2 tRNA genes and 3 rRNA genes are annotated in these 5,330 nt (G+C 46.0%); all 5 read right to left on the bottom strand.

Features of this window, described 5'->3' with window-relative positions:
• Window positions 1-19: 19 nt before the first annotated feature.
• Window positions 20-127 (bottom strand): 5S ribosomal RNA (gene rrf, locus K8Z87_RS13550).
• Window positions 128-349: 222 nt separating this feature from the next.
• Window positions 350-3,179: ribosomal RNA gene (locus tag K8Z87_RS13545) — 23S ribosomal RNA — on the bottom strand.
• Window positions 3,180-3,391: 212 nt separating this feature from the next.
• A tRNA-Ala gene (locus K8Z87_RS13540) sits at window positions 3,392-3,468 on the bottom strand.
• A 77-nt stretch (window positions 3,469-3,545) separates the two neighbouring features.
• Window positions 3,546-3,619 (bottom strand) — tRNA-Ile (locus tag K8Z87_RS13535).
• A gap of 87 nt (window positions 3,620-3,706) precedes the next feature.
• Window positions 3,707-5,230: ribosomal RNA gene (locus tag K8Z87_RS13530) — 16S ribosomal RNA — on the bottom strand.
• Together the 16S, 23S and 5S rRNA genes with 2 tRNA genes alongside form the textbook arrangement of a ribosomal RNA operon.
• Window positions 5,231-5,330 lie beyond the last annotated feature (100 nt).

Raw genomic sequence — 5,330 nt, 5'->3', positions numbered from 1 at the left:
TTGTAATTAGGACTTTCAAAAAAGGCGGCGACCTACTCTTCCACAATAGTAGTACCATCGGCGCAAACGGGCTTAACTTCTCTGTTCGGAAAGGTAAGAGGTGAGCCCCGTCGCTATAACCACCTTAAGTTTTAAGTTAGCAGCTCAGTAATTAGTTTTCAGTAAAATACTGTAAACTGTAACTGAATACTAGTAACTACAAGCTATGCTTGCAAATATCTTAACATATTGAAAAATGATTCATGAACTTCCATAAAAATGGAAAACTAATAATAATTATAGCATAACTATAATAAAAAAACAGACCCGCTTAAGTAATCATTACTGGTCACTTAAGCGAAGTCGAAGTGACAATAAACCTATGGGTTATTAGTACTACTTGGCTATGACATTACTGCCTTTACACCTATAGCCTATCAACGTGGTAATCTTCCACGACCCTTTAAAGAAATCTCATCTTGTGGTGGGTTTCGCGCTTATATGCTTTCAGCGCTTATCCCTTCCCAACGTAGCTACTCTGCAATGCTGCTGGCGCAACAACAGATACACCAGAGGTTAGTCCATTCCGGTCCTCTCGTACTAGGAACAGATCCACTCAAATTTCTAACGCCCACTGTAGATAGAGACCGAACTGTCTCACGACGTTCTGAACCCAGCTCGCGTGCCACTTTAATGGGCGAACAGCCCAACCCTTGGGACCTTCTCCAGCCCCAGGATGTGACGAGCCGACATCGAGGTGCCAAACCCCCCCGTCGATGTGAGCTCTTGGGGGAGATCAGCCTGTTATCCCCGGCGTACCTTTTATCCTTTGAGCGATGGCCCTTCCATGCGGAACCACCGGATCACTATGCTCTACTTTCGTACCTGATCGACCTGTATGTCTCTCAGTCAAGCTCCCTTATGCCATTGCACTCTACGCACGGTTACCAAGCGTGCTGAGGGAACCTTTAGAAGCCTCCGTTACTCTTTTGGAGGCGACCACCCCAGTCAAACTACCCACCAAGCACTGTCCTTTCATTGGAAAGTTAGACTCTAGATAAGCAAAGGGTGGTATTTCAACAATGACTCCACAACGCCTAGCGACGCCACTTCAAAGTCTCCCACCTATCCTACACATTACTTATCCAAAACCAATACTAAGCTATAGTAAAGGTGCACGGGGTCTTTTCGTCCCACAGCGGGTAATCGGCATCTTCACCGATACTACAATTTCACCGAGCTCATGGCTGAGACAGTGTCCAGATCGTTACACCATTCGTGCAGGTCGGAACTTACCCGACAAGGAATTTCGCTACCTTAGGACCGTTATAGTTACGGCCGCCGTTTACTGGGGCTTCATTTGAGATCTTCGAAGTAAACTTCTAAACCCTCCACTTAACCTTCCAGCACCGGGCAGGTGTCAGGCCCTATACATCATCTTTCGATTTAGCAGAGCCCTGTGTTTTTGATAAACAGTCGCCTGGACCTTTTCACTGCGGCCCACATTACTGTGGGCGACCCTTCTCCCGAAGTTACGGGTCTATTTTGCCTAGTTCCTTAGCCATGAATCTCTCGAGCACCTTAGAATTCTCATCCCAACTACCTGTGTCGGTTTAGGGTACGGGCTGCTTCACTTGCTTTTCTTGGAAGTCGATTTGCTAGATTATCACCGCGTCCGTAGACTTAGTGTACTATCGCGGTGTTACCACTCGCTTCAACGTACTATTCCGTCAGTACGCACTAACTTTTCGCCTCCGTCACGTTTAGTGTGAGCAGGTACAGGAATATTAACCTGTTGTCCATCCACTACCCCTTTCGGGTTCGCGTTAGGTCCCGACTAACCCTCAGCTGATTAGCATAGCTGAGGAAACCTTAGTCTTTCGGTGTGCGGGTTTCTCGCCCGCATTATCGTTACTTATGCCTACATTTTCTTTTGTAGCTTCTCCATCAAACCTCGCAGTTTAACTTCGACGACACTACAATGCTCCCCTACCACTTTTAAAAGTCCATAGCTTCGGTAGTATGTTTATGCCCGATTATTATCCATGCCGAACCGCTCGACTAGTGAGCTGTTACGCACTCTTTAAATGAATGGCTGCTTCCAAGCCAACATCCTAGCTGTCTAAGCAGTTCAACCTCGTTTATTCAACTTAACATACATTTGGGGACCTTAGCTGATGGTCTGGGTTCTTTCCCTCTCGGACATGGACCTTAGCACCCATGCCCTCACTGCTGATGAACATTTTATAGCATTCGGAGTTTGTCAGGAATTGGTAGGCGGTGAAGCCCCCGCATCCAATCAGTAGCTCTACCTCTATAAAACTATAAATCAACGCTGCACCTAAATGCATTTCGGGGAGTACGAGCTATTTCCGAGTTTGATTGGCCTTTCACCCCTACCCACAGGTCATCCGAAGACTTTTCAACGTCAACCGGTTCGGGCCTCCACTGTGTGTTACCACAGCTTCACCCTGCCCATGGGTAGATCACACGGTTTCGCGTCTACCACTACTAACTTAAGCGCCCTATTCAGACTCGCTTTCGCTACGGATCCGGACCTGAAGTCCTTAACCTTGCTAGCAACGGTAACTCGTAGGCTCATTATGCAAAAGGCACGCCGTCACAGATCAAGTCTGCTCCGACCGCTTGTAAGCGTATGGTTTCAGGTTCTATTTCACTCCCTTATTCAGGGTTCTTTTCACCTTTCCCTCACGGTACTAGTTCACTATCGGTCTCTCAGGAGTATTTAGCCTTATCGGATGGTCCCGACAGATTCATACAGGGTTACACGTGCCCCGCACTACTCAGGATACTGTTATGATTAATGGTCTTTACTTATACTGGGCTATCACCATCTTTGGCCTGTCTTTCCAAACAGTTCTAATTCATTACACAATCAATGTCACAGTCCTACAACCCCAATATTGCCGTAACAATATTGGTTTGGGCTAATCCGCGTTCGCTCGCCACTACTTACGGAATCACTTTTGTTTTCTTCTCCTCCGGGTACTTAGATGTTTCAGTTCTCCGGGTTTGCTCACCTTACGGTGTAACATGTCTTCAACATGCTGGGTTGCCCCATTCGGATATCTGCGGATCAGTCTGTATGTGCCAGTCCCCGCAGCTTTTCGCAGCTTATCACGTCCTTCATCGCCTCTGAGAGCCTAGGCATTCCCCATACGCTCTTATTTAGCTTATTGTACTTTTGTCTTTTTAATGAGTTACTATTTAGCTCTTTGCTATTAGCCATTGGCCATTAGCTTAAAACTAAACTTTTGATTAATTAGATATCGCTCGTTGTGATTCTAATTAATCTTTATTATTATATAAATTAGATAAATCTAATCTATACTTTTCATGTATCTTTTTCAATATGTCAATGAACTTTCAGATCCCCGTTTTACGGAAACTTTGGTGGAGAATATCGGAGTCGAACCGATGACCTCCTGCGTGCAAGGCAGGCGCTCTAGCCAGCTGAGCTAATCCCCCATTTACTAGTCGTTAGTAATTAGTGATTAGTAATTAGTCGATAAATTACTTCAACTTCTAGAATTTCCTTTAATTAGTAGTCTCAGGCAGACTCGAACTGCCGACCTCTACATTATCAGTGTAGCGCTCTAACCAGCTGAGCTATGAGACTCTACTTAATTATTATAAAAATTAAATTAACAGCAAGAGAATAAATTATAGTTTCTTTTGATTTCCTTAATCAGTCGTCTTTCTCTAGAAAGGAGGTGTTCCAGCCGCACCTTCCGGTACGGCTACCTTGTTACGACTTAGCCCTAGTTACCAATTTTACCCTAGGCCGCTCCTTACGGTGACGGACTTCAGGCACTCCCAGCTTCCATGGCTTGACGGGCGGTGTGTACAAGGCCCGGGAACGTATTCACCGCATCATGGCTGATATGCGATTACTAGCGATTCCAGCTTCACGGAGTCGAGTTGCAGACTCCGATCCGAACTGTGATAGGGTTTGTAGATTCGCTCCTGGTCACCCAGTGGCTGCTCTCTGTCCCTACCATTGTAGCACGTGTGTAGCCCAGGACGTAAGGGCCGTGATGATTTGACGTCATCCCCACCTTCCTCACAGTTTGCACTGGCAGTCTTGTTAGAGTTCCCGACATTACTCGCTGGCAACTAACAACAGGGGTTGCGCTCGTTATAGGACTTAACCTGACACCTCACGGCACGAGCTGACGACAACCATGCAGCACCTTGTAAGTAGTCCGAAGAAATAGCTATCTCTAACTAATGCAACTTACATTTAAGCCCTGGTAAGGTTCCTCGCGTATCATCGAATTAAACCACATGCTCCACCGCTTGTGCGGGCCCCCGTCAATTCCTTTGAGTTTCATTCTTGCGAACGTACTCCCCAGGTGGGTCACTTATCACTTTCGCTTAGCCACTCAAACCGAAGTTCGAACAGCTAGTGACCATCGTTTACGGCGTGGACTACCGGGGTATCTAATCCCGTTCGCTCCCCACGCTTTCGTCCATCAGTGTCAATACATTATTAGTGATCTGCCTTCGCAATTGGTATTCTATGTAATATCTATGCATTTCACCGCTACACTACATATTCTAACCACTTCATAATGATTCAAGACAACCAGTATCAAAGGCAATTTTACCGTTAAGCGGCAAACTTTCACCTCTGACTTAATTGTCCACCTACGGACCCTTTAAACCCAATGATTCCGGATAACGCTTGGATCCTCCGTATTACCGCGGCTGCTGGCACGGAGTTAGCCGATCCTTATTCTTACAGTACCGTCAGCTTTCCACACGTGAAAAGGTTTCTTCCTGTATAAAAGCAGTTTACAACCCATAGGGCAGTCTTCCTGCACGCGGCATGGCTGGATCAGGCTCTCGCCCATTGTCCAATATTCCTCACTGCTGCCTCCCGTAGGAGTCTGGTCCGTGTCTCAGTACCAGTGTGGGGGATCCCCCTCTCAGGGCCCCTATCTATCGTTGCCATGGTGTGCCGTTACCACACCATCTAGCTAATAGAACGCATACTCATCTTTTACCAATAAATCTTTAATATAATTATCATGCGATAACTATATACTATGGGGTATTATTCTTCATTTCTAAAGGCTATCCCCCTGTAAAAGGTAGATTGTATACGCGTTACGCACCCGTGCGCCACTCGTCATCAAAGTGCAAGCACTCTATGTTACCGTTCGACTTGCATGTGTTAGGCCTGCCGCTAGCGTTCATCCTGAGCCAGGATCAAACTCTTCATCGTTAAATTTTTAAGTGTTTCCACTATTATCTTAACAACTAATCAGAATTATCTAGTACTCTTATGATCTATTCTCTTATCTCGATTTTTGCCGTTTCCAACA

It is taken from the genome of Winogradskyella immobilis (genome assembly GCF_021887715.1).
GTDB lineage: Bacteria > Bacteroidota > Bacteroidia > Flavobacteriales > Flavobacteriaceae > Winogradskyella > Winogradskyella immobilis.
Note: the sequence above shows the minus strand (reverse complement) of the source record. Positions and strands in the feature narration are given on the sequence as shown.